This window comes from Nitrosospira briensis C-128 (genome assembly GCF_000619905.2).
GTDB lineage: Bacteria > Pseudomonadota > Gammaproteobacteria > Burkholderiales > Nitrosomonadaceae > Nitrosospira > Nitrosospira briensis.
The window spans coordinates 1,007,242-1,032,012 of the sequence record NZ_CP012371.1 but is presented as its reverse complement, the minus strand read 5'-3'; the positions used below and the strand labels follow the sequence as shown (position 1 = coordinate 1,032,012).

The window sequence follows — 24,771 nt, the reverse complement described above, 5'->3', positions numbered from 1 at the left end:
CCATGAAGATCATAGATTCCACTCTAAAGCCGCAATTCGCTTCGACGTTCGACATTGACCGCGTTCGCGCTGATTTTCCGATCCTCGAGCTCCAGGTTGAGGGCAAACCACTGGTCTATCTCGACAATGCGGCGTCCAGCCAGATGCCGCAACCGGTAATCGACCGCTTGGTACGCTACCAGACGACCCAGCACGCCAATATCAATCGCGGCGTGCACTATTTATCCGAATTGGCCACTGCGGAATACGAGGGGTCGCGCCGCAGGCTGCAACGTTTCATCAACGCGCGCGAAGACAGGGAGGTCATTTTCACCAGTGGCACCACCGATGCGATCAATCTCGTAATGCATGGTTACGGCCGAAAATTCATCGGTGCGGGTGACGAAATCATTCTGACTACGCTTGAGCATCATTCCAACATCGTGCCTTGGCAGATGCTCGCGGAAGAGAAGGGCGCGAAGATCCGTGTCGTGCCCATCAATGATGCCGGGGAGCTCCTCATCGATGAATACGAAAAACTGTTTACCGAGCGAACCAAATTCGTAGGTGTGTTGCATGTGTCGAATGCACTGGGTACCGTCAATCCCGTCAAGGAAATGATTGCGTTCGCGCATGCGCGCAATGTACCGGTGCTGATCGATGGCGCGCAGGCCGTGCCGCACATGACAGTGGACGTGCAAGATCTCGACTGCGACTTTTATGCTTTTTCCGGCCACAAGCTGTGCGGCCCGACAGGCATAGGCGTGCTCTATGGCAAGGCTGAGCTACTTGAGCGTATGCAGCCGTTCAAGGGCGGCGGGGACATGATTTTGTCGGTGACTTTCGAAAAAACCACCTACAATTCCATACCGCACAAATTTGAAGCAGGTACACCGCCGATCGCGGCTGCGATCGGGCTCGGCACCGCGGTTGATTATTTATCCTCGATCGGTTTGGATGCAATCGCCGCGTACGAGCTCGATCTTCTCAACTATGCGACTGAACAGATGAGCCGCATGCCGGGCGTGCGTATTATCGGCACGGCCGCAACGAAGACCGCGGTACTGTCGTTTGAAGTCGAGGGCGTGCATCCGCATGATATCGGCACGCTCCTGAATCAGGAAGGGGTTGCGGTACGGACCGGTCACCATTGCGTGCAGCCGGTAATGCTGCGCCTCAAGGTACCGGCGACGACGCGTGCTTCGTTTGCTTTTTACAATACGATGGCCGAGGTGGACGCATTTATCGCGGGCGTTCGCACCGTGCAAAAAATTTTCATGTAATGATCACGAAATCGCTCTATCAAGAAGTTATTCTCGACCACAACAAGAAGCCCCGCAATTATGGCACGCTGGATAAAGCGAGCCACCACGCGGTTGGCCATAACCCATTATGCGGCGATCACCTCGACATTGCGCTAAACCTCGATGGAGAGCGCATTGACGGCATCGCGTTCCACGGTGAATCATGCGCGATCTGCAAGGCATCGGCCTCGATGATGACCACCGTCGTGAAAGGCAAAACGCGCGCGGATGCAGAGACGCTGATCAAGGAGTTTCGTGATATGGCGACCGGCACGCTCGATCTCGAGGGTCAGCATCACCTGGGGCGGCTCACGGTATTTGCGGGTGTGCGTGATCTGCCAACGCGTGTAAAATGTGCTATTTTGCCGTGGCACACGCTGCATGCTGCGCTCAATGCCGTTACCACCACCTCGACCGAGTCCGAGGATGATCCGATGCATGCTCCAATAGGTGATGCTTGAACCTAAATCCGGTAGTTGACCGCTCATTTAATAGACCAGTGTTATGATTAACAACAATATTTCATATTATTTGACGCTCACCTTCCGGGTGAGGGCGCTACGAGATGAATTGCACAATTTTTGGGGCACATGGCTGCGTTGCAATTCCTTGGAATGGAACGACCATTCCGCGTCGTTGCGCCTTGCCCTGCACCCAAAAAACCGTACACTTCACCCCGTCCAACTACCGGATTTAGGTTGAAAGGAACAGGAAATGCCAAAAATAGCGGAAATAGAAGGTACCCCGAATCGAAATGCGCTGAAGTTCATCCTGAAGGAGCCATTGACCTGGGGGGTGACATGCTCATATGACAATGCCGAGCAGGCGAAAGACGATCCACTTGCCACGGCATTGTTCGACATCGATCATGTGACTAACGTCTTTTATGTCGATCGCTGGATCACGATAACGCAAGATGGCGGCGCCGACTGGCAAGACCTTGCGCGCGAGGTGGCCGATCCGATCCGCGCCGCGCCTGCAGCCGATGCGCAATCAGCCGCAACAGTCGCCGCGGCAACCAGTGCAATTGCCGGTTTAAGTCCGGAGGACCAGCAGCGGCTCGATACCATCAATATCATGCTCGACGAGGAGGTTCGTCCTTATCTCCAAAGTGACGGCGGCGACCTGCATGTGCTCGGGCTCGATGGCAACAAGCTCAGCGTTCATTATCAAGGTGCTTGCGGCACATGCCCGAGCTCGATCTCAGGCACGCTGCGAGGTATTCAGAATATGCTGAGATCAATAGAGCCCGATATCGAGGTCGTCGCACTATAACAACCGGGTTCCATATGCTTTTTTATAGCATGTAGATTTCCCCCCCGGCTTCCTGCTGCGCCAAGATGCGTTCTCGATGATATTCCTTTTCCCATCCCGGGGTGATCAGCTATAGTATGCTCGATTTCTGCAAGGTGCTGGCTTACAGCCACCCGATGAAATAATCGGCTGCTGGGTTTTTCGCTGTTTTTGTGGTCTTGCAGGGTGGGTCACCCGGTTCTCGTGGCAGATGCCCGTGCTCGCTCTCCGCGCCATAATCACCCCCGACCTCATATAGATGCCTGGTGCAGGTTAAAAAGAATCACAGATGCTCTGGATAAAATCGCTACACATCATTTTCATGGTGACCTGGTTTGCGGGATTGTTTTACTTGCCGCGCCTGTTTGTCTATCACGCGATGAGCGATGATATGCCGGGTGTCGAACGCTTCAAGGTGATGGAGCGCAAACTTTATTATGGGATCATGACGCCCGGCGCCGTGCTGACAGTTCTCTTTGGTCTTTGGCTCTGGCTGGGTTATGGAATTTCTGGTGGTTGGTTGCATGCAAAACTTGCGCTAGTGATCGTGCTGATCGTGTATCACCTCTACTGTGGAAAACTGCTTGCAGATTTCAAGCATGATCGCAATCGGCGCAGCCATGTTTATTACCGGTGGTTCAATGAATTTCCAGTGGTGATCCTGATTGCGGTGGTAATCCTGGTTGTGGTAAAGCCGTTTTGAGAGATCGCTTGCTATCTCATCATGAGTTCCTCCGAACAAAAACCTGTTGATCATCAGGTAGACAAGAATTGAGATCGTACGTCGCGAACCACTAAACCATGCAAACAATCACGGTAGATTTTGCCTCTACGCCAAGTGAGCGTAGTTACCCGATCCATATCGGCAATGGCATTCTGAGCCATTCCGAAATTATCCTCGACCTCTTGCCGCGAAAGCGCGCCGCAATCGTCACAAACACTACGGTAGCGCCACTTTATATGGAAAGGCTGCGTAGTGCGCTGGAAGACCAGGGCGTGGCGACTGTTCCCATCATTCTCCCTGATGGGGAAGCGCACAAGAATTGGCAGACGCTGAACTTCATATTCGATGCGCTTCTTCGTCACCGCTGTGAACGGAGCACGCCCATCATCGCCCTTGGCGGCGGAGTCGTGGGTGATTTGGCCGGGTTTGCTGCCGCAACCTATTTGCGGGGCGTGCCGTTTATTCAAATTCCAACGACGCTTCTGGCACAGGTGGATTCTTCGGTCGGCGGCAAGACAGGTATCAATCATCCGCTTGGCAAAAACATGATCGGTGCTTTTTATCAACCTCGGGTCGTCCTGGCGGACACAGCAACGCTCGATACGTTGCCGGAAAGGGAACTGCGGGCAGGCATTGCCGAGGTCATCAAGTATGGCCTTATCCGGGATCTCGGCTTCCTGGAGTGGTTGGAACAGAATATGGACAAGCTCCTTACCCGCGATGCTGATGTGCTGGTCGAAGCAATACGCCGAAGCTGCGTGAACAAGGCGGAAGTTGTGCAAGCAGATGAACGCGAAAGCGGTGTTCGGGCATTACTCAATCTCGGACATACCTTTGGTCACGCAATTGAAAATGCGATGGGTTACGGTGTCTGGTTGCATGGCGAAGCAGTTGCAGCCGGTACGATGCTGGCTGCGGAACTGTCTAAGCGCATGGGGATGATCGGTGAGGCCGAGGTAGAGCGAATCCGGAAAATTTATGCGCAAGCAGGGCTTTCTGCCGTGGCGCCCAATCTCGGACCGGAAAAATACCTGACCCTGATGGGGCTGGACAAGAAGGTAGAGGGAGGGAATATGCGTTTCATTTTACTCCGGCATATAGGCGAGGCCGTGCTCCATTCCGACGTGCCGGCAGAGATATTGGCTGAAACGCTTATGGAATGTACTGCCGATGCATGAGCTGGCGCCTTATGCAGTAACCCCGGCCAGTTCGCGCGGCCGCCGCATCGCGGAAGAATCAGCACCGGGACGTACCGCCTTCCAGCGTGATCGCGATCGCATCATTCATTCCACCGCATTTCGCAGGCTTGTATACAAAACTCAGGTTTTTGTAAATCACGAAGGCGACCTGTTTCGCACGCGCTTGACGCATAGCCTGGAGGTAGCGCAAATCGGCCGCTCGGTCGCGCGCAATCTGCATCTCAACGAAGATCTGGTTGAAGCCATTGCCTTGGCGCATGACCTCGGTCATACGCCATTTGGTCATGCCGGGCAGGAAGCGCTGAACGACTGCATGAAAGATTACGGCGGCTTCGAGCACAATTTGCAGTCTCTGCGTGTGGTAGATGTGCTGGAAGAACGTTATGGCGCATTTGACGGTTTGAATTTGTGCTTTGAAACGCGTGAAGGCATCCTCAAGCACTGCGCCAGAAAGAATGCCGTTAAACTTGGAGATGTGGGCGAGCGCTTCCTTTCGGATCAGCGACCGTCGCTGGAGGCACAATTGGCCAACCTCGCCGATGAAATTGCCTACAACAACCACGACGTAGACGATGGCTTGCGCTCCGGCCTGATTACGCTGGAGCAGCTTGTGGAGGTCAAAATATTCGCGCGGCATTTGTCGATGGCAAAAAGTCATTACCCTGAGATCTCCGGGCGGCGTTTGATCCATGAAACCGTCCGGCGCATGATCAATACGCTGGTGGGGGATCTGACCAGACAAAGTGCCGCCAATATCGCGCATAACTGCCCGGATAGTCTTGAAGCTGTGCGGGCGGCCCCGTACCTCGTTGGTTTCAGCGAGGAAATCTGGCAGGAGCAGCAGGAACTGAAAAAATTTCTGCGGGACTATCTGTACCGGCACTACAAAGTGGCGCGCATGAGTGCCAAGGCGCGACACACGATCGAAGCACTTTTCAAGGCGTTTTGCTCGGATATCCGGTTGCTTCCTCCAGTATTTCAGTCAAAGTATCATCACGATAAACATCAGGCAGTTGCCGATTATGTTGCCGGCATGACGGATCGCTATGCAATTCGGGAATATCGGCGATTATTTGCCATCGAGGAGAGCTGACGCTTCTGCTATGCCTTTGCTGCTGCTGAACCTTCAACCTAAATCCGGTAGTTGGACGGGGAGAAGTGTACGGTTTTTGGGGTGCAGGGCAAGGCGCAATGACGCGGAATACGACCGCGCAGGGCGGAGCAGTGCCTTCCGCAGGAAGGTGCGACTCCGAAGCGGGATGCGGGCGCCCCCTTGCGTGTGGAGCGCGATCGCGGCATCCCCTGCGCTGCCCGATCCCCGCTTCGCGGGGTCCCTCGGGCGAAGCTTCGGGGCGCCGTTCCATTCCAAGGAGTTGCAACGCAGCCATGTACCGCAAAAACTGTGCAATTCACCCCGTAGCGACCTCCCCCGGAAGGTGAGCGTCAAATAATATGAAATATTGTTATTAATCATGATACTGATCTATGAAAGGAGCGGTCAACTACCGGATTTAGGTTCAATACCCTTATTCATATTTGTGATCACTGTACAGGCCGGCGCCGGCAAGGATAAAAGCGCCGCAACAATCGCCACTGGCCGTGAGCATGTACCCGGAAGCCAATAGCTGATAACATTAGCAGGTTAAGCTCATGAACAACCTGTCTACAGGAAGATAAGTTCTAACGGCGTATGATCCGGGATACAAGCTGTTACCCGGCAACTGGCGCATAAACGATGCTGTGTCTTGCTGAGTTTGTACGATTAAACTGGAGTCGATGACAAGATTGAAGAACGATACCCTGCTGCGGGCTCTCCTGCGGCAACCTACTGAATACACCCCGGTGTGGATGATGCGTCAGGCTGGGCGATATTTACCCGAGTACAACCAGACGCGCGCTCGTGCCGGCAACTTTCTCGCTCTGTGCAAAAACCCCGATTTCGCGACTGAAGTTACAATGCAGCCCCTGGCGCGGTTCCCGCTGGATGCCGCGATATTGTTTTCGGACATTCTAACCATCCCCGATGCAATGGGGTTGGGACTCTATTTCTCGGATGGCGAGGGGCCCAAGTTCGAGCGGCCGTTACGTGAAGAATGGGAGATTCGTGCACTGACGGTACCTGATCCCGGAGTACACCTGCGTTACGTGATGGATGCGGTTTCACAAATCCGAAGGACGCTGGACAACCGAGTTCCGCTGATCGGCTTTTCCGGCAGCCCTTTCACGCTTGCCTGTTATATGGTGGAGGGCTGCGGCGGTACCGATTTCCGTCAGATCAAAACCATGTTGTACCAGCGGCCGGATCTGTTGCATCACATTCTCGATATTACCGCGCAGGCGGCAATCGCTTATCTGAATGCACAAATCGAATCCGGTGCCCAGGCTGTGATGATTTTCGATACCTGGGGCGGCGCCTTGTCCCACGCAGCCTATCGGGAATTTTCCTTGCGTTATATCAGTCAGATACTAGCGGGACTAAAGCGGGAGCATGGCGGCGAGCGCGTGCCTAACATCGTTTTTACGAAGGGCGGCGGGCTATGGCTGGAGAGCATTGCGGATAGCGGTTGTGATGCGGTTGGGCTCGACTGGACCATGGATATCGCCGAGGCGCGCCGACGGGTTGGGCACAAGGTTGCCTTGCAAGGAAATCTCGACCCCGCGGTGCTATTCTCGACACCGGAAGTGATTGCTGCTGAAGTGGAAAAAATTCTTTCCGGTTACGGAAAAGGCAACGGTCACGTTTTCAATCTTGGTCATGGCATTTCGCAGTTTACTCCACCGGAGAATGCCCTGACACTGGTGGAAGCAGTTCATGCCCTCAGCCGAAAATATCGCTAGCACCCAATTTTATAAATAAAAAAGGCACTAAATACCAACAAAACATATCGAACTGTGCTAGATTCTCAACGAAGCCTCAGGTCGACCAAACGCGAGTAGCGACCTGGATCGACGTTGATTTATTTCTACCGGAATCAGCTACATTTTTCAAATCGGGCATATTCTCCAGGTGTTGTTAAAACCGATAAGCCGCTTTATCTTATAATTTTTTAGTAAGCCTTCCCGTGCATATACTTATTATTGAAGATGATCCGGCTATCGCCACAAACCTCTACGATTTTCTCGAGGCCCGCGGTCACAGTGTCGATGCCGCCGCTGACGGTATCACCGGCCTGCATCTCGCGGTAACGCAGAAATTTGATGGGATTCTGCTTGATCTTGGTCTCCCTGCCATGGACGGCATTACATTATGTCGGAAACTTCGGCAGGAAGCTGACCTTGACACACCCGTGCTGATGCTGACAGCGCGGGATACGCTGGAAGATAAACTCAAAGGATTTGATCACGGCGCCGACGATTACATGATCAAGCCGTTCGCGCTGAAAGAAGTCGAAGCCCGCCTCGTTGCGATGCATAAACGGCATGGTGGCAAAGTGACCAGCCGCATGCTGGAAACCGGGGATCTGTCATTCGATCCCAAATCGCTATCGGTGCTTTTTGCCGGCACACCCGTCAAGCTGCCCCCCAAATGTATCCGGCTGCTCGCACTCATGATGAGCGAGCCTGGCCGCGTGTTCAGCCGCAGGGAACTTGAATCGGAAGTCTGGGGCGACACGCAGGGAACCAGCGATACATTGCGCAGCCACATGCATGAACTACGCCGTTCCTTGAGCCGCGCGGGCGGCTACGATCCGATCGAGACAATTCATGGACTTGGGTACCGCCTCATTTCCCGTGCCAGGGATTAAACGTGGCCTACGCCGACGAGTTGCGCTGGCCTTTGCGGTATTCTGCATAGTCGTCGTCGGAACGCTCGGTATCAGCCTGTATATTGCTTCTGACGATATCGAAGAGGCGCATATCGAGCAGATCATGGAAACCGAGATGGACTATCTGCTCGAGCGCTATCGCCAGAGTAGCGATTTCGTCCCCCAGGTAGGCTCAAATCTCGAAAAGTACATCATCCATGACCCCGCCGAGGAATCCAGGCTCCCACCGTACTTGCAAGGGCTCAACTATAGGCGCCACAAGGTTTTCAGGGGCCCGGAGGAGATTCGGGTCGCGGTACGCCATGTCGATGGCGTCAAGTTTCTTGTTGCCTATGAAATCGGGCTCCATGATCAGCGGCAACAGGAACTCAGGCTTCTTATCATTTTATCGCTCCTTTCGGTGGTCGGAGTTGCGTTACTGGTGGGATATCTGCTTGCGGGAGTACTCGTCAGGCAAGTTACCGATCTTGCGGAGCGAGTAAGGCATCTGGCGCCCGGTGCGGGGCAGGACGCAACAATGATCCAGCCCGGCCAGGACGAGGAAGTGGCGCAACTCGCCCGTGCACTGGACGACTATCAGAACCGTATCACGCGCATGCTGCGGCGCGAGCAGGAGTTCACCGCGAACATAAGTCACGAGTTGCGTACCCCGATCACCACCATCCTGACGAGTTGCGAACTGCTCGTTACGGAACCGGGCTTCTCCGAGAGGGCACGGGCGCGCATCGGAATGATCGAGGTCGCGGCGACTCGCATGGGAGAACAATTGCAGGCATTGTTATTCCTTGCTCGCGAACAGGCGCTGGGCATCATGGAGCCGGTCGCAATCGCCGAGTGTGTTTACGATGCAGTAGAGCCTGTATGCACTGAAATATATCGAAAACGCCTCATGTTCGAGGTTGCAGTAGAGCCGAATGCCGTTCTCACGCTAAACCGGCAAGCATTGCACACGGCTCTTGTGAATCTGCTTCGCAATGCGGTGCAATATACAGAGCGTGGTTTCATTCGCGTGAATTTCAGCCGGAAGCGTCTTTCAATCTCCGATTCCGGCATCGGTATCGAACCTTCTTATCTGCCCCTCCTTTATGAGCGCTTCTTCCGCGGGTCGACGAAAGGCGAAGGCCTGGGAATCGGCCTTGCGATTGTCAAGCGTATCTGCGACCACTATGGCTGGATTATAGAGGTCGACAGCACGCCGGGAAAAGGCGCAACTTTCCACATCACCTTTCCGTAATCCCCTCTGCATTTGCGGTTTCCACAAACATCACGCTTCGTGATCGTTCTTTTTTTGCCTTTCACAAATTAATCACAACCCCGCGACAGGTTCTTCACATGGGTTGTGGCAATCTGTGTTTCATGGCAGCACAACTATAACGTTTGTTTCGTAGCCATAAAACAGCGAGTTGTTCCATGATTTCACTGATATTAAAAAAACTATTGTTACCGTTGCAGCTTTCGACATTCTATACATTTTCGATTTACAAGTAAGGATAAACCAATTTTACAAACAAGGATAAACCAATGCGAATCCACCAAGGAATCGTTACCGGTTCCGTCACCGTTCCAGAAACCTTCATTCACCTTCGGAGGGCTATATGACAGTCATATACTTGAGAGATGCAAAAAAGTCCCGTGCTGAGAACAGGCCCGCGAAAAGTGCGAACCCCACCACCGTGGAAATATTGCGGAGATCTTCATTGGCGGAAACTTCCACACGCTTGCGGGCGCGGCTGCTCTCCCGCCAGTCGGTGAAGTACTCTCCATCGAGCTCCTGGCCGCTCGAACATACGAGCCAATGGCTCGAGTGCGCTCATCCCGGCTGGTCCTGAAGGCCGGGTGATCGTAATCGTAGGTAAGTTAATAACTACATAAGGAGGGTTTACCATGTCAATTTCCAGTCTTCTCGTACCGGCGATACTGTTTTTCGCGCTCGGTATGTTTGCGCAGGTGATCAAATCGGATCTTAAATTTCCGCCCGATATGCACAAGATGATCGTTATCTATCTGCTGATAGGTATCGGGTTGCATGGCGGGAAGGCCCTGACTCAGGGGTCGATGGCTGATGCCCTGCCTGCCGTGGGAGCGGCTTTTCTGTTTGGTATTGGCTTGCCTATCGTCGCATACGTTATTTTGCGGGGCCTCGGAAAGATCGATCCGCTCAATGCCGCGGCAATTGCGGCGCACTACGGCTCGGTGAGTGCCGGCACTTACATGACGGCAGTGGCTTTCCTGGGCGGCATCGGTGTGACCTTTGAAGCCTATCCAGTCATCATGCTGGCAATCATGGAGTCTCCCGCCATCATGATCGGCCTGGTGCTGGCCGGCTACTCGCGCAAGATAATGGGAGGGGCTACCAAGGGCGAGAAGGGGATGTATATGCACCTGCTGCGCGAAGCCTTTACCAATGGCAGTATTTTGCTGCTGTTTGTCTCCATGGGAATCGGCGCAGTAGTCTCGGAGCCAAGCTATCACAAGATCGAGCCGTTCTTCGAAACCATATTCATGGGCGCCTTGTGCCTGTTCCTGTGCGATATGGGCATGGAAGCGGGAAAAAGGCTGGCGGAATTTAAGGCGGTAGGGGTCTTCCTTGTCTGTTTTGGTGTCGCGATGCCTTTGATCGGTGCGATTTGTGGCCTCATGGTAGGTCACTTCTGGCTTGGCTACTCGGTGGGTGGAGTGACGCTGGTTACGGTGCTCGCAGCGAGCTGTTCCTATATCGCGGTACCCCCGGCGATGCGGCTGGCTGTTCCGGAGGCCAACCCGTCTTTTTACCTGACTCTGTCACTCGGCGTGACTTTTCCGTTTAATGTGGTAATCGGTATTCCCATGTATTACGGTGCCGCCCAGTATCTAGCGGGTGTGTAGCGAAAACGGATGCCGCTGTTATCTGGGGATGATTCATCAATTTATTGAAATCCTTTCGAGATGTATTTCGGCCCGGCTGAGTATTCAAATCCGACTATCAACGCATAAATATTCTGGGGAGAGAAACCATGTTTAATAGAGCAGACGTTTTAATTTCGATGATTCGCATCGAGATCGTCATCGATGAAGAAAAGCTCGGTGATCTGATTGCCTTGTTACGAACAGCCGATGTGCGCGGCTACACGTTCATGAGACATGGAGGTGGCCTTGGGTCGCGCGGCGAACGGCGCCCGGATGACATCGCTCTGGAAGAAAGAAATGCCATAGTGATTCTAGCTTGTGAAGAAAAGCAGGCTGAAAGAGTGGTAATGGCGATTCGCCCAAAATTGAAGGAATATGGTGGAATGTGCCTGATTTCGGACTGCAAATGGATCATAGGGCCTGCTGCTTCCTACTGATCCGTCTATTAGTGTGGCGCTTCAAGGATATGAAGTAAGAAGAAAGAGAATGCGCCTTTTTGAGTTTTTAAATCGACCATTGCCTGTTTCTAATAACCTGAGGAGTTGATTATGCCAAAACATCAATTTCCCGAAAAGACGTCGCTGGTTGGCTTTGCGCCTCTACCGCCGTCCGGCTTATTAATTACAGCAACTATTCTTGAGGGAGTGCCATTTAAGTTCCCCGGTTTTTGCCAAACGCAACATCCGGGGAACTGATCCGTTCCATCCTCCTAACGTGAGGAGCGGATTTATGGATTTCGCACTTCAATCCCAAGGATATGAAAGACAACAAGGCAGCATTCCCGGTGAAGTTGGCCTTGAGCGGCTTGAATCGGAGGATGGCGATGAAGGCCAGCTTGATTCAAAAGCTGACTGTAGCTTCTGGCTCGAGTTTAACGTCCAACTAATTGATCAATCTGCTGACGAAATTGAATTGTGGCTGAAATTAACCGAATGATTCGGTATAAACCCGAGCTGAGAATACAAATGGCGAGACCTGCGACAGGACGGGAATTTGTGGAAGCGGCGAAGGAAAAAATCGCCTCAGCCAAAACAGTCGAGGCGTTGCGTGCTGCTCAGGCATTACTCCTTCCGCTGGAATTTGGGCTGTCATTGGAACAGACAGCCGTCATCATCGGTTTATCTAAAAGTAGAACAGGAAAACTGCGGACGCGGTTTCAGCGTATCGAGACCGGCGCTGAACAGGTCAAAACAAAAAAGGGCCTTCGCAATCATGCACGGATGAGCCTCGATGAAGAAGTACAGTTTCTGGCTCCATTCATTGCCCATGCCCAGGCCACGGGCATTCTGCCGATACACCAGCTGAAAGCCGAGCTTGAAAGGCGCGTAGGCAGATCGGTGTCGACATCGACGGTATATCAGTTGCTTCGCCGCCACGGATGGTCAAAGCTGGCGCACCACGCAAAAACGGATGCAACGGCCACGCACCCATCGCAAAGAACGGCTCAGAAGAAAAATAATCCGGAAGCGTGAAGTCCGGATCGTGCTAGCGAAATGCCACGGCCGCGTTCCGGGTGCCGACTCCTCCTGGGTAATGCCATCCCTTCGGAGACGCTGCTCCGCCTCGATGGGTAGTCCTTCGGTATTACCGGCGTCTCTCGTCTACCAGCATCTATCCAGATTCATGCTATGCCTGACCTTGTCTCCGCGCGCCTTTGAGCTAACAGGGGAAATGCGGTTCGGCTCAACAAGGAACAGCAAAGAACAGGCAGTATCCGCCACTGAGCAAGCCCTCCCCTAAACCTGAATCAGCCAGTTGGGCGGGATAGAGAAATCCCTTTCGGCCATGGCGCTTAGTTGAAAAATGGGTGGTCAGCTGTCTCATTCAGGTTAAATGCGTCACGCCCCAAATCATCGTGAATGGGAAATACGGTCCGCGTGACTATCGCCAGCTTTTCCAGAATCCAGATGATGTTCAAGCTGTTCCGCAGCACTGTCAGCGGCGCAAATCGCCGTGCCAGGCATGGATAGAAGCATGGCCGGCTTTCGGTCTGATTGCTATCTCAATTTTTGCTCGATTGACGCACACCTCCTGAATCAATTGACTTAAGCACACGATTTAACTATCCAAACGGGCGTTCCAGCTTACCTACATAAAATTGACATATGTCACTAATACACCGATCTGTTGCTCATCGTATTCATAGGTTTAAATTATCTAAGCAATTGTTTATACGTAAATTAAGTGCAAAATGGCGCACACTTGAACATACCCGTTTTGGCATGATGTGAAGTAAATATTGCAGACTTCACAATTTCTTGACATTTAACATACATATTCTTCACATCGCTAATGCTATGTTAGCGTTGCTTTTAATGCCTTAATGAATTTGTAGGGATTCGAATGTTGAATCCATTGCGAAAGCGGCTGCTAAAGCCGGTTGAGCAAATGCTTCAGCATCTGATTGTGGGCGAGCCAGTCAAGGACTTGAGGTTACTTCCAGATCAGCTGTTTTTTAACTTATGACGAAATTGAGCAGACGTCGAACAACCACCGGAAAGCAGGTCACCCTCTCGGTTTCTTCTTCGTTTGAAGTTATGTTTAAATTTTTTAAAAAGGAAGGATAGGTACCATGAGTTCATCTACTTTAGATAAACCGCTGTCAACCGATGATCATGCACCCGGCGCCACCGCGGAAGAAGTGGTCGCGCCAGGATCGGCGGGGTTTCAGGCCAAGTATCTCGCTCGCGACATTCAGGCTGGAATTATAACTGGAACCATGGCGGTCCCGCTATCGATCGGCATTGCCATGATGTCGGAGTATCCTATCAAAGTAGCGCTGGCGACGGTCGTTTTTGCCTGTTTCATCGGATGGGTCAATGCATTTTTCAAGCCCGGCAATTTTATCGGCGTGCCGGGGGTGGCAGCCGGTCTCGCGCCTGCCCTGGCGATGGGCGTTCACACCTTCGGTATCGAGAATATGGCGTTTGTCATTTTCCTGACAGCCAGCATGCAAGCGGTCGTATGGAAATACAACTGGCAACGGTATATCTTGCAGGCGGTACCGGTTTATCTCGTAGAAGGGCTATTGGCGGGAGTGGGCCTGAAGATAGGCCTCAAATTTGCCACATTTTGCTATGAGATACCGGCAGAACTGGAAACGGCCGATGTATTCTGGAACGAGGCACGAATCCAGATCGTGCTGATATCGATAGTCGGTTTCGCCGCGTTTGTATACCTGTTTTCCAAATTCAAGGATACGAAACCCGCAATTCCTTATTTCCTGTTGATAATAGCAAGTATCGTGCTCGCTCAATACATGCCGATGTCCATGCTATTCGTGGAGGATGTTCCGTTTGTGCTTGCCCTCCCGATACCGCATATCGAGAGCGCAATGATGTGGGTGTACATCGTGGGGTTCGCGGCAATGCTCGCCACGATCGATGTGATAGAGCAGGTAATGAGCAACGCCGCGATCGAAAAAATAGATCCGCTGGGGCGCAAATGCAACACCAATAACAGCTTGTGGTCTATCTGGATAAGCAATATGGGCGCGAGTTTTTTTGGCGGCATGACCAACCTGGACGGATTGGCTAAAAGTACCACCAACAGACTGGCTGGGGCATATACCAAGTTTTCGAATGTTGTCGTCGGTTCGGTCGTTCTCTTCTTCTTCTTCAATTCGCACTATCTTGAATATCTGCCGAAGTTCTCGCTGGCCGCAATCATGATTTTCTCCGGCTGGAAAATGGTCATGGGATTGTGGCATGTTGCCAATTACGGGCAATACGCACTGATACTTTCAGTTCTTACCGCCTTGCTGGTCTTCAAGATAGGCATCTTCGAAGGCATGCTGGTGGCGCTGGCGATTCACGGGCTTATCAATTACCTGGTCTTTCATCAGGCCGGCAAGATACCCAGCAAGGTCATCATCAAAAAATATTTCGAGAAATTTTCGACAGGCGGCACCGCTGACTAGCTGACCTGGGGATACTATCCTAATTGAGGCGGGCACGTGATGCCCGCCTCTTTTCATGAATCACTATAGGAGGAGTTCTAATGTACAAGAAGATCATGGTAGCTATCGCCGACGATGAAATTTCCCGCAGCGCATTGGAAGAGGCCCAGTATATCGCAGCTACCGATGGAGCCGTACTGTGCATCGTCCATACCGTGACGAAAGGGATGAAAGGGATCGACGATGACGGGGCTGATAACCGAAAAGCTGGAGCGGCGCTGCTGGAACGTGCCAGGACTACGGCAACTACCGATGCGACGCCAATAGTGGAAACCCGTTTACTGGACGCGGAAGAAAGATATGGCCGGACTGCCATCATGGAGGCCATCGCTGCTGCCGTCACGGAATGGGGGGCAGATCTGGTCGTTGTGGGTACGGAAGGCCGTCGGGGTCTGGAGCGTTTGGTCACCGGTTCTGTGGCAGAGCAATTGGTAAAAACTGTCGAAATTTCAATTTTGCTGGTCCGTCCCCACTAGGACCATCTCAAAAGGCAGAAAAAATTTTATCCATGATGTGAAGAATCTGTGGTGAATACATAAAATAGTTGTGAATTTGTGAAGAATGTGTATACTTCATGTTAAGTATTTGTGAAGTAGTTAAATACCCTTAGTCCGCTTAAAAATGTGTCAACAAGCGGTTCAAGAGGGGAAAAAATGTCAGGGAAGTGCGATTTAGTGGTCGAGCTTCTTTATAAGATGGACAAAGCAGTGTTCATCTCGGTGTAAAAGATCGGCATGAAAGCGTAATTCTTACCCTGGTTGTCATACAGTCAGTAACACATTGTCATTGAGTGACAAGTTACACATGCAGAACTTGGGCGTTTTACTTTTAACCAGCTAACCTATTTATAGGCATCCATCATGCTAACATCGACTAACACATTTCTTTATTTCGCATACGGCGCGAACATGTTCTCTCGCAGAATAAACGCCTCGAATATCGCGCCATCAGCGGTAGCAGTAGACATTGGCTTCATTGAAGGACGCAGGTTTACCTTTGGAAAGGTCAGTCGTGACGGTTCCGGGAAAAGCAATATCGAAGCAACCGGTAATCAGAGAAACCGGGTTTATGGCGTGCTCTATAAGATCAACGTAAAGGATAGAGAAAGTCTGAATCAGGCGGAAGGCCTTGGAACAGGCTATAGCGAGCTGAATATACCGGTCGTTACGTCAACCGGCACGCACACCGCATTGACTTTTGCCGGGAGCTACAAAGAGGCGGTTCTCCGGCCTTACCACTGGCATAAAGCGATGGTTATCCTGGGCGCCATCGAGCATGACCTGCCGAGCGAGTACATCGAATGGCTGCGGATATTTGAAGCGCAAGGCGATGCCAACGTAGAGCGTTGTGCCGAGAGAGAAGCGCTGCTGTACGGTGATTTGCCTCTAGCGCGATTCGAGGTCGATACGGATGTGCGTCGGGCGGCGGTCAACGAGGTCTAAGACGAAAGCGGTTTCCGTTTCGGGAACATTAATTCTGCGGGAGGTACTTGTTAAAGTACCTCCCGTTGTTTTTCCAGAATACCTGCTCTTTTCATTTAGATCGATGTTGCACCAGTTAAGCCCATCCTGCTCACGGGACCCATCCTGCTCACGATATGGGATGAAGTTATAGGGTGAGTTATTTAGCCAGCTTTTGATAAAAAGCAAGGCGTCGAGCGCTGATTTTGCCTTCCTGAACAGCCTGCACAAGCGCGCAGCCAGGTTCATTCGCGTGGCGGCAATTATTGAACCTGCATAGCCCCATGTACTGGCGAAATTCAACAAACCCCCACGCCAACGCATCCCTGTCAATATGGTGAAGACCGAATTCCTGCATGCCGGGAGAATCGATTATCCGGCTATTGTCGTCGAGGTGGTAGAGTCGCGCATGGGTAGTAGTATGTCGTCCGGTATCGAGCGCAACAGAAATACCGGAAGTGGCGCGCTCCGCCGCGGGGATGAGCGCATTGATAAGAGTAGATTTGCCCATTCCGGACTGACCTACCAGGACGCTGAGATGACCGTGCAGATGGGGTAATAGCGGTTCGATATTTGTCTTCGCGCTGAGTTGCAGCGACGAATAGCCAAGTTCCCGATAGAGGGAAAGGATGTTGGAAGCAGTGTTTGTGGGCTTGATCAGGTCAGCCTTGTTAAGTACGATCAGTGCTTTTATGCACTGGCTCTCAGCAGCGGCAATGCAGCGATTGATCAATTCTTCGCTAAAACTTGGCACCGCAGCCACCACGATAATAACCTGTGTAATATTGGCGGCGATGAGTTTTTCGCGGAAAGCATCGCTACGATATAATAGGGCGCTACGAGGCATTATGCTTTCAATGACGCCTTGCCCCGATTCAGTCGGCTGAATCTCCACTACATCGCCGCATGCCACGCCGCCTTTTTTTCCACGCATTACACACGACAGCGCTGCGCCGCTTGCGGTTTTAACGAGAAAAGATCTGCCGAATGCAGCGACTATCTGTCCGGTAATCGGCGACGCGATTGGAACCTGCCGGATTGTTCTCAAATGTTGAACAGTGTATCGATTTTCGCTGCGCAAATGAAGTCATTCTCAGATAACCCATTGATTGCATGGGTGGTATACTCGACCCTGCATCTATTGTAACCAACCATGATGTCCGGGTGATGATCTTCGCGATGGGAAATCCAGGCAATGGCATTAACAAAAGCCATGGTCTGATAGTAGTTCTTGAAATTATAGCTTTTTCTAATTATCTTATCGAAAAACTCCCACCCCTCGAGCTGCTGCATCAGCAGCGTTATTTCATTGGGAGAAAGCGGAGGCATGTTGCCCTCGCAGGGTTTGCATTGCTTTCTGGTGAGATCGTTGGCAGTGGCGTTCATTGTTACTCCCGCTGGTCAGTTTGAAAAATAGCTAGCCTGGATGTTTAATAAATTCGCGTGATGATTGCGCAGGATTTTGTTTCTTAGGGAGATTTCGTGAAAGAGTGGCGTAGTTATTTATACGTCCGACTGAACGAAATTCTCATACGAAACAAAAGACCAGCAAGGGCGCGCGTCAATTTATGAAACATCCAGCCTAATACTCCAGAAGTTCAATTATGCGCCAGGTTTTGCAGACGCGCTATTCTCATTGCGGCGGGCGGATGGGAATCATAAAATGCCGAATGCAAGGGATCCGGGGTCAACGTCGCGGCGTTATCCTGGTAGAGTTTTATCAGTGCGCGTATGAGGTCGGTGGCCGAGGCATTACCTGCAGCATACTCGTCAGCCTCGAACTCATGCTTGCGCGAATATAGACTTGCCACCGGTTGAAACAGAAAAGTGAACGTGGGCATCACTAAAAAAAACAGCAGCAGCGCCATGGCCGAGGAAGACACGTGTGAAACGGAAACGCCTAATCCCGCGTAAAACCAGTCCTGCTGCATCAAGTAGCCCAGCGTCCATAAAAATATAAGGCTCATGGCAAACGTCCATACGATACGTTTGATAACGTGGCGTCGTTTGAAATGTCCCAATTCATGCGCTAGCACCGCCTCGATCTCGGGCGTATCCAGACGAGAAAGCAACGTATCGAAAAAAACGATCCGCTTCGTCCTGCCGAAGCCGGTAAAATAAGCGTTGCCGTGGTTGCTGCGGCGCGAACCATCCATTACGAAAAGACCGCTGGATTTAAAGCCGCACCGACGCATCAATTGTTCAATACGTGCCTTGAGCGGAGCATCCTCAAGCGGGGTAAACTTATTGAAAAGCGGCGCGATCCAGGTCGGGAAGATGGCGAGAAGCACCACGTTGAAACTCATCCATGCAAGCCAGGCATAAAACCACCAGCTCGGCCCCATTTCCTGCATCAACCATAAAATACCGAGTAGCAGCGGGAAGCCCAGCAGTCCTCCCAGTAGCGCGCGTTTGATCAGGTCGAGAAAAAACATGCGAGGACTCATCTTGTTGAAACCAAATTTTTGTTCAATAACAAAAGTACGGTAATAACCAACCGGAATTCCTGCTACGCTCATCAGTAGCGCCGCGCTGACAATGAGCGCTATGCCGTGTATCAACGGGTCGCTAAACCAGTTTGACCAGAAATCCGCCAAGGCATTTAACCCGCCGCCCAAGGTAAGTATCAGCAAAAGCAACGTATCGAGCGTTATGCTGATATATCCCAACCGTGTTTTGGCACAGGTGTAGTCAGCCGCTTTTTGATGTGACGCTAATGTAATTCGCGAAGAAAAATCGTCAGGCACATGATCGCGATGGGCGAGAACATGATGGATGTGCCGTGTTGCCAGCCATATCCGCGCTAAAAAAGTAAGCGTCAGGGCGGCAAGAAAGAGGGTCGTGAACGTTTGCATGGTCTATAGGTGGGCGAAGCGGCAACGCAATGAAAGGTGACGGGTCAGTATCGATATGACACAATTACACGTTGAAAATTCAGTAAAGTGATCTGATTATGGCACAAGACAACAACAACCTCATCTGGATAGATATGGAAATGAGCGGGCTTAGTCCGCAGGATGATCATATCCTCGAGGTGGCTCTCGTGATAACTGATTCTCAATTGAACCTGGTGGCGGAAGCACCGGTGCTGGTTCTATCTCAGCCCGAAGCGGTGCTCGACGGCATGGACAACTGGAATAAGTCTACGCACGCAAAATCCGGCCTCGTGGACAAGGTGAGATCTTCCAGTCTGAACGAAGCTGAGGTAGAGGCGTCCATGATCACGTTTCTGCAAGAATATGTTGCCATGGGAGTCTCTCCCATGTGCGGCAATTCGATATGCCAGGATCGGCGTTTTCTGGCGCGCTGGATGCCGCAGCTTGAGTCCTATTTTCACTATCGTAATCTGGACGTAAGCAGCCTGAAGGAATTGGTAAAGCGTTGGAAACCGGAAATCTCGGCAGGCTTGACAAAGCAATGCAAGCACGAGGCGCTGGCGGATATTTACGACTCCATTGCCGAGATGAGATACTATCGCGAGCACTTTCTCCGAGCATAGCGCTAAATAAGCCTGAATCCGGTAGTTGGATCGGGGAAAAGTTTTCCATTCCAGGAAGTTGCAACGCAGCCCTGTGCCGCAAAAACCGTGCAATTCACCCCGTAGCCCCCTCACCCGGAAGGTGAGCGTCAAATAATATGAAATATTGTTATTAATCATAACACTGATCTATTAAATGAGCGGTCAACTACCGGATTCAGGTTAAATCCGGCTACGCGATTCCCCCTCGGCTTTCGGGTTGAGGCAACTCTTCACTTATCGAGAATTACCCATGCCCGGCACCGTATTTACTATTGCTGTCAATCCAAAAATACCTCCCCGTCTGGCGCGGCTCGAGGAATTGGCTAATGATCTCTGGTATAGCTGGGATCGCGCTACGCGCTCGCTATTTTCCCGACTGGATCCCAGTCTTTGGGCGACAGTGGGGCACAACCCCAAAGATTTTCTCAAGCGCGTGGATGAGTCGCTGCTGCTGAGAGCCGCCGAGGACCAGGTATTTCTCGCCAATTACAACAGCATTCTTTCAGCTTATGATTCATATCATTCGGAACCGGTGCGAAACGGCGCAACGACAGGTTTGCACCCTGATGATCAGGTGGCATATTTTTGTTTCGAGTTCGGTTTCCATGAGAGCTTTCCAATCTATTCGGGTGGCCTCGGTATCCTGGCAGGCGACCACTGCAAGGCAGCGAGCGATTTGCGCTTGCCATTGGTCGGCGTGGGTTTGCTCTACCGTCAGGGATATTTCTTCCAGACCATCGATAATTTGGGTAATCAACGAGTTATCTATACTGATTCGGATTTTGAGGATTTGCCCGTAGCGCCCGTGTTGGGCAGCAATGGTTCGGAAATACGAATCGAAGTGGAAATGCCGCAACGCAAGGTCGTCGCCAAGGTCTGGCAGGCGAAGATCGGTCACGTTACACTTTACCTGCTCGATACGAACTTAGCTGAAAATTCGCCGGATGACCGCGATATCACGCATCAACTCTACGGCGGCGACCGGAACCTGCGCATCAAGCAGGAAATCCTGCTTGGCATTGGTGGTGTCCGGGCGTTGAGGGAGGTGGGAATCAAGCCAACGATATGGCATATCAATGAAGGACATGCTGCGTTCATGATGCTGGAACGTATGCGTAATCTGGTGCAGCAAGGGCTGGATTTCCCGAGTTCGCTGGAGGCAGTGGCGGCAAGCACGGTATTCACAACCCATACCTCGGTACCGGCGGGACATGACCACTTCGGTGATGACATGATGGCTGCCTATTTCGAAGGATTTTACCGCGATCTTGAAATTACCCGGGAAGAATTCATGGCGCTGGGTCGTGTTCGCGGCAGTCACGATTTCAACATGACAAATCTCGCCATTCATGGCTCGCGCTTTCAGAACGGCGTGAGCAAGATACATGGCAACGTTTCCTCGCGAATCTGCAGGGATTTGTGGCCACAGATCGAGCCGGAAGAAAATCCGATGGGACATATCACGAACGGCGTGCATGTGCCGACCTTCCTGGCTCAGGAATGGCCGGATCTATTCGACCGTTATCTCGGCTATGAATGGCGCAACCATATGTGTGATATCGATTACTGGTCGCGTATCAATGCCATTCCCGATCACCTGTTCTGGAGCGTGCGGCAAACACTGAAATCGCAGATGCTATATAGCATACGTGCTCGTCTCGCCGTCCAGATTTCCCGTAATCATGGTTCTGAAGCGCATCTCGACCGCCTGCTGAGATTCACTGATCCTATAAACCCGAATATTCTGACACTCGGCTTCGCCCGCCGTTTTGCCACGTACAAACGCGCGACGCTGCTATTTGACAATCTCGACTGGTTGCGCAGGATCATGCTCGATCAGGACCGCCCAGTTATCATAATTTTTGCAGGCAAGGCACATCCTGCCGATGTTCCGGGACAGGACCTGATTCGTCATATCAACCAGGTTGCCCAGATGCCGGAATTTCAAGGACAACTTCTGTTGGTCGAGGATTACGATTTGCGTCTCGCCCGGCGGTTGGTGGCCGGGGTCGATGTGTGGCTCAACAACCCGGTATATCCGCTGGAAGCAAGCGGGACCTCAGGCATGAAAGCAGGTATAAATGGTACGCTCAACCTGAGCGTACTCGATGGCTGGTGGGGCGAGGGCTATAACGGCAGGAATGGCTGGGCGATCAAGCCCGGGCCGGAAAATATGGATCTGGCACGGCGCGACAAGGAAGAAAGCAGGGATTTTTACGAAACGCTGCAGGACCACGTGGTGCCGCTCTACTATACCCGCGACAAATTGGGTTACTCCTCGGGTTGGGTAAAAATGGCGAAGGACTCGATGATGTCGTTGCTGCCGCGTTACACGGCCGCGCGTATGGTAAGCGAGTACACCCAGAAGTTTTATGTACCGGCAAGTACGCAGGGGGCGCTCTATGCCGCCGATGACTTCAGCGGTGCGAAGAAAGTCGCGGCCTGGAAAGCCTTCGTGCGGAAAACATGGGAAGGCGTAGCGATTCGTCGATTGAATACGCCACGCAAGCGTATCAGTTTTGGTGATGCCGCGCAGTTTGATGTCGCGGTAAGGTTGAATGGTTTACAGTCTGAGGACGTGATAGTGGAAATGTTGATTTGCCGTCAGCGCAATAAGGCCACGCTGCGCGAGTTCAATCATATCAGGTTTGAATTCAGCGGCATCGAAGAATCGGGCGAGCATCTGTATTCATTGAGCCTCACTCCGGATTTATGCGGAAAGCTGGACTATTACATACGCGTTTATCCATATCAACCTTTGCTGACGCATCCATTTGAAATGGGCATGATGGTGTGGGTGTAATTTTTCTTTTTTTCAATTTGGTCCAAGGGTCTGCCAGTTCCATGCCTTATACCGCCCAATGTGGTCATGAAATAAAAACCCTCCCCGTGATTCAAAACGCTGGTTAAGTCTCCAGGTTTCCCCGTGATTGTTCTATCTCGACCGGGAGCTCAGGAGAAAAGCGACAGATAGATTTGCCGGTACGCAGCAGCGCTCGAATGCCAGCTGAAATCTTTTGTCATGCCATTTTTCTTCAAGCGGCACCACACTGATTTATCGTGATAAGCAACGGCAACCCGCCGTATCGCACTGAGAAAACTGTCGGCGGTCATGTCGTGGAACAAAAAACCACTGGCGCTTTTATCGGCCAAAGTTGCGGGCGTGCAATCGACTACGGTATCGCGCAAACCGCCGGTCGCGTGAACCAACGGAGGCGTACCGTAGCGCTGGCTATACATCTGATTCAGGCCACACGGTTCGAAGCGGGAAGGCATCAGGAAGCTATCCGCGCCCGCTTCTATCAAGTGGGCAAGTTTTTCTTCGAAGCCGATACGGACCGCCATTTTCCCCGGATAATTTTTCGCCAGCCTGGTGAACTCCTGCTCCAGCGCGGTCTCACCGCTACCCAGAAGCACAAGCTGGGCAGGTATTTCGGTCAACCGCGCTGCAACTTGCAATAAAATATCGTAACCTTTCTGATAAGTAAAACGGCCGACGGCGCCGAATAATGGAATATGCGGATCGGCAGCCAACCCCAGCAATTGTTGTAATGCGGTTTTGTTGTGCGCTTTGGCTGCAAGATTGGTAATAGCGTAATTTTGCGTAATATAGCGATCAGTAGCAGGGTTCCATTCTGAAGAGATACCATTAATGATTCCACTGATGTGCCCGCGTCGCGCAGCCAGCAGACCTTCCATGCCGAAGCCCAGTGGTGTCGTCTGAATTTCTTCCGCATATGTCGGGCTCACGGTAGCGATATGGTCGGAATAATGGAGCCCCGCCTTGAGAAACGACATATTGCCATAATATTCCATGCCATTTATATCGAAACTTTCGGCAGGCAAACCCAGTTGAGCCACCGTATCGGGCGGAAATATGCCCTGGAAAGCGAGATTGTGTATAGTCATCAGCGATGCCGCTTTTTTCCCTCTATGGAAATGCAGATAAGCCGGTACCAGGCCGCTTTGCCAATCGTTGCAATGAACAACGCGTGAGCGCCAGACGAGCGGGCTCGCATCACTCGCCAGAATTGCGCCAATTTTCGAGAGGAGTCCGAAACGCAAGGCATTATCCGGCCAGTCGCGCCCGGCATTATCCACGTATGGCCCCCCTTCCCGCTGGTACAGTACGGGGCAATCAATGATGAAAATGGGAAGAGATGCGGATGCGCCCAACGGCAGCTTTGCGGATAGCAGCGTCGACGGCGGAAATGGGGATTGATCCCTGAATTCGGCTATCTTTTGCTTTTTTTTGAGACCCGACAGCACTTGCGGATAGCCTGGGATGAGTACACGTACGTCGATCTTCAATTGGCGCAACGCCAGCGGTAGCGCCGCGCTGACATCCGCGAGACCCCCGGTTTTACTCAGAGGATAAATTTCCGGCGTGATAAACAGAACACCGGGGTTGGGATTTGATAAAGCTCGTGGCATTGCGGTCCACTCATTAAGATTTCTTGGAAAGAGTGAGGAATGAGGATCAGTCCGAATTTCACTGACTTCCATCCGACACCGGCCGGTCGAGTAAAGCGCATCGTCTTGATGCTGCTATTCATCAGAAAAGGAATAGGCGGGCGCAACCCACTGCAAGTTATCCCTCGCGGTTGCTGTGCCAAATGAACTCGATTGCTCGGTACGCTTTACTACAGCCGTGTTGGCACGGTGGACGACCGGTGGCGCC

At 51.9% G+C, this 24,771-nt stretch carries 22 protein-coding genes; 18 read left to right on the top strand and 4 right to left on the bottom strand.

Translation table 11 applies throughout. The features are described 5' to 3' along the window. Positions 1–2 precede the first annotated feature (2 nt). From F822_RS04730 to F822_RS04655, 16 genes are all read left to right on the top strand, one after another. Positions 3–1,262 (top strand): cysteine desulfurase, encoded by a 1,260-nt coding sequence (locus tag F822_RS04730; RefSeq protein WP_025040283.1) that lies wholly within the window; start codon positions 3–5, stop codon positions 1,260–1,262. Next, on the top strand, positions 1,262–1,744 hold the full coding sequence (sufU, locus tag F822_RS04725) for a Fe-S cluster assembly sulfur transfer protein SufU (RefSeq protein ID WP_025040282.1): 483 nt from the start codon (positions 1,262–1,264) through the stop codon (positions 1,742–1,744). Before F822_RS04730 ends, sufU begins: the two co-directional genes overlap by 1 nt. Before the next feature lie 253 nt (positions 1,745–1,997). Then, positions 1,998–2,558, top strand: a complete 561-nt coding sequence (locus F822_RS04720) for a NifU family protein (protein ID WP_025040281.1) — start codon at positions 1,998–2,000, stop codon at positions 2,556–2,558. 307 nt (positions 2,559–2,865) lie between these two features. Continuing rightward, positions 2,866–3,279, top strand: coding sequence for a protoporphyrinogen oxidase HemJ (gene hemJ, locus F822_RS04715; protein WP_025040280.1), 414 nt, complete (start codon positions 2,866–2,868; stop codon positions 3,277–3,279). Between the two features lie 98 nt (positions 3,280–3,377). Next, positions 3,378–4,478: a 3-dehydroquinate synthase gene (gene aroB / locus F822_RS04710; protein ID WP_025040279.1), complete on the top strand. Its 1,101-nt coding sequence runs from the start codon at positions 3,378–3,380 to the stop codon at positions 4,476–4,478. Beyond that, complete coding sequence (locus tag F822_RS04705) at positions 4,471–5,592, top strand: deoxyguanosinetriphosphate triphosphohydrolase (protein WP_025040278.1); 1,122 nt, start codon at positions 4,471–4,473, stop codon at positions 5,590–5,592. The genes aroB and F822_RS04705 overlap by 8 nt, the downstream gene beginning before the upstream one ends. 683 nt (positions 5,593–6,275) lie before the next feature. Then, complete coding sequence (gene hemE / locus F822_RS04700; RefSeq protein WP_025040277.1) at positions 6,276–7,337, top strand: uroporphyrinogen decarboxylase; 1,062 nt, start codon at positions 6,276–6,278, stop codon at positions 7,335–7,337. Positions 7,338–7,561: 224 nt separating this feature from the next. Continuing rightward, positions 7,562–8,245, top strand: coding sequence for a response regulator transcription factor (locus tag F822_RS04695; protein WP_025040276.1), 684 nt, complete (start codon positions 7,562–7,564; stop codon positions 8,243–8,245). After that, on the top strand, positions 8,205–9,500 hold the full coding sequence (locus tag F822_RS04690) for a sensor histidine kinase (RefSeq protein ID WP_036575112.1): 1,296 nt from the start codon (positions 8,205–8,207) through the stop codon (positions 9,498–9,500). The genes F822_RS04695 and F822_RS04690 overlap by 41 nt, the downstream gene beginning before the upstream one ends. A gap of 650 nt (positions 9,501–10,150) precedes the next feature. Continuing rightward, a complete protein-coding gene (locus F822_RS04685) occupies positions 10,151–11,131 on the top strand; it encodes a sodium-dependent bicarbonate transport family permease (protein WP_025040274.1) in 981 nt (326 codons plus the stop codon). Between the two features lie 128 nt (positions 11,132–11,259). After that, positions 11,260–11,589 carry a P-II family nitrogen regulator gene (locus F822_RS04680; protein WP_036575107.1) on the top strand — a complete coding sequence of 110 codons (330 nt, stop codon included), beginning with the start codon at positions 11,260–11,262 and terminating at the stop codon, positions 11,587–11,589. Between the two features lie 292 nt (positions 11,590–11,881). Beyond that, positions 11,882–12,088 (top strand): hypothetical protein, encoded by a 207-nt coding sequence (locus F822_RS04675; protein ID WP_025040272.1) that lies wholly within the window; start codon positions 11,882–11,884, stop codon positions 12,086–12,088. Positions 12,089–12,117: 29 nt separating this feature from the next. After that, positions 12,118–12,624 (top strand): winged helix-turn-helix domain-containing protein, encoded by a 507-nt coding sequence (locus F822_RS04670; RefSeq protein WP_025040271.1) that lies wholly within the window; start codon positions 12,118–12,120, stop codon positions 12,622–12,624. A 1,100-nt stretch (positions 12,625–13,724) separates the two neighbouring features. Continuing rightward, on the top strand, positions 13,725–15,071 hold the full coding sequence (locus F822_RS04665; protein ID WP_025040270.1) for a SulP family inorganic anion transporter: 1,347 nt from the start codon (positions 13,725–13,727) through the stop codon (positions 15,069–15,071). Between the two features lie 80 nt (positions 15,072–15,151). Continuing rightward, positions 15,152–15,586, top strand: a complete 435-nt coding sequence (locus tag F822_RS04660; RefSeq protein ID WP_025040269.1) for a universal stress protein — start codon at positions 15,152–15,154, stop codon at positions 15,584–15,586. Positions 15,587–15,970: 384 nt separating this feature from the next. After that, complete coding sequence (locus tag F822_RS04655; RefSeq protein WP_025040268.1) at positions 15,971–16,552, top strand: gamma-glutamylcyclotransferase; 582 nt, start codon at positions 15,971–15,973, stop codon at positions 16,550–16,552. Between the two features lie 178 nt (positions 16,553–16,730). On the opposite strand, the gene rsgA is transcribed toward F822_RS04655, so the two are convergent. The 3 genes from rsgA to F822_RS04640 all read right to left on the bottom strand — a co-directional run bounded on the left by rsgA (position 16,731) and on the right by F822_RS04640 (position 19,425). Next, on the bottom strand, positions 16,731–17,618 hold the full coding sequence (gene rsgA, locus F822_RS04650) for a ribosome small subunit-dependent GTPase A (protein ID WP_025040267.1): 888 nt from the start codon (positions 17,616–17,618) through the stop codon (positions 16,731–16,733). Continuing rightward, positions 17,615–17,956 (bottom strand): 4a-hydroxytetrahydrobiopterin dehydratase, encoded by a 342-nt coding sequence (locus F822_RS04645; protein ID WP_025040266.1) that lies wholly within the window; start codon positions 17,954–17,956, stop codon positions 17,615–17,617. Before F822_RS04645 ends, rsgA begins: the two co-directional genes overlap by 4 nt. 212 nt (positions 17,957–18,168) lie before the next feature. Continuing rightward, positions 18,169–19,425, bottom strand: coding sequence for a M48 family metallopeptidase (locus F822_RS04640; protein WP_025040265.1), 1,257 nt, complete (start codon positions 19,423–19,425; stop codon positions 18,169–18,171). A gap of 98 nt (positions 19,426–19,523) precedes the next feature. On the opposite strand from F822_RS04640, the gene orn reads away from it, so the two are divergent. Continuing rightward, complete coding sequence (orn, locus tag F822_RS04635) at positions 19,524–20,069, top strand: oligoribonuclease (protein ID WP_025040264.1); 546 nt, start codon at positions 19,524–19,526, stop codon at positions 20,067–20,069. A 271-nt stretch (positions 20,070–20,340) separates the two neighbouring features. Beyond that, entirely contained in the window at positions 20,341–22,893 is a 2,553-nt protein-coding gene (glgP, locus tag F822_RS04630) for an alpha-glucan family phosphorylase (protein WP_025040263.1), read from the top strand. Positions 22,894–23,042: 149 nt separating this feature from the next. Here glgP and glgA read toward each other — a convergent pair whose 3' ends face one another. Continuing rightward, positions 23,043–24,524 (bottom strand): glycogen synthase GlgA, encoded by a 1,482-nt coding sequence (gene glgA, locus F822_RS04625; protein ID WP_025040262.1) that lies wholly within the window; start codon positions 24,522–24,524, stop codon positions 23,043–23,045. Between the last annotated feature and the right edge of the window lie 247 nt (positions 24,525–24,771).